At 38.7% G+C, this 1,371-nt stretch carries 1 protein-coding gene and 1 pseudogene; both read right to left on the bottom strand.

Annotated elements, in window-relative coordinates; genetic code table 11:
* Positions 1-418: 418 nt before the first annotated feature.
* On the bottom strand, positions 419-844 hold the full coding sequence (locus tag HMPREF7545_RS02330) for a hypothetical protein (RefSeq protein ID WP_006694066.1): 426 nt from the start codon (positions 842-844) through the stop codon (positions 419-421).
* Positions 845-865: 21 nt separating this feature from the next.
* A pseudogene (locus tag HMPREF7545_RS10355) lies at positions 866-1,371 on the bottom strand (hypothetical protein); the annotation flags it as partial.

Raw genomic sequence — 1,371 nt, 5'->3', positions numbered from 1 at the left:
CTAGTGCATATGAAGAAAAAAACAATATACTCCCTGTAAAAAAGACCCGCCCCCCTTTCCCGCGCCTATCTGTACGAAACGGCCGCCTAACAACAATTCAAGGGGCAAAATAGGAAATAGCGCCATTAAAAGAAAGGCAATAGCTATTCCTGTCATACATTGCAACACTTGTATACTAGCCTCACCTCTTCTATACCAATATACTGTTTGAATGAATCTTAATATCAAGACAGAATAAAACAAACCTATAAGGATATCCATGTAGCATCGTCCTTGTTATCTCTATTTTGTTTTTTCAGCAGCTTTCCCTTCATCTGTTTCAGTTGGAACCACTCTTTGACAGCCTCTTTGAGAGGTGTGCTATTCCGCTGTATTTGCAATAATATCTATAGCCGCCCCATCATAGATACAATTATTCTCAATAATTTAGATACACATACAGCATCCCCAAAGCACCCACCAAGGAAGAAAACGTTGCAACGATTTGATATCTCCTTATGTCTTTTTTTGTTTCAAAAGAAAATAAAATTGAAGGTGGCCAGTTGCTTTCTGCTCCATGTTTCATTGCAATGATTTTTGCATTAAAGAAAGATATGACATGAAGATTAAAACTAAAACACATCATGCTTAGCCAGAAAAAACCTTCATGCATATTGTTCGTCATTGCAAAAAAGACCATCCTATCCATAAGATAAAACATGATTGGATAGTTGATGAAGAATATCCAAACATTTATAAGATATCCTCGCTCATCTTTATATTTCCAATCAATATGTCGATTATATAAATCCTTGAAATATAATCCTCCTATTATCAAAAAGAATAAGTCTAAAGCAACCTTCATCAATTTCCTCCTTGCAACTACTTAGTGATTTAAATAATATCCCTTTAAATAGTCCGTAAATGTTGCAATACCAACATTAACAAAAGGAACAGCAATTATCCCAACTCCAGTTGCTGTCAAAGAACTATCAAGACCTGATGTAATCAAAAAAGAGGCACCGTTTATCACCGTGGCTACAACAAACTTCTCACCATTATACTTTTGGGCATCTTGATAGGTATCATAAATAAGCCCCAGTGGACTTAACACACCTACTTTTGTCAGACGCCCCTGTTTCACTACATACGCAGGGATTTCTTTTTGTAGGCTTCTATACTCCTTTGCAAGACTATCTGCCTGTTTAATTTGTGCCGTGCCGGGGTCATGCTTAGCAATCTTGTTGATTTCCTTAATCACGGCTTCGTTGAGGCCTGCACCTGCGACGCCCGAGGTAAAGCCCGCCCCCGTGATGCTGCTCATGATGCCGCCGATGGCCATATGGACAAGGATTTTCGTTCCTTTGCCGTCGTTCGGAAGTTTATGCGCAA

Origin of the sequence: Centipeda noxia ATCC 43541 (genome assembly GCF_000160555.1) — a bacterium.
Classification (GTDB): Bacteria; Bacillota; Negativicutes; order Selenomonadales; family Selenomonadaceae; genus Centipeda; species Centipeda noxia.
Note: the sequence above shows the minus strand (reverse complement) of the source record. Positions and strands in the feature narration are given on the sequence as shown.

Bases quoted from the DNA above. Each gene is read 5' to 3' on its own strand.
- HMPREF7545_RS02330 (WP_006694066.1), bottom strand. From the start codon at position 844: ATGAAGGTTGCTTTAGACTTATTCTTTTTGATAATAGGAGGATTATAT.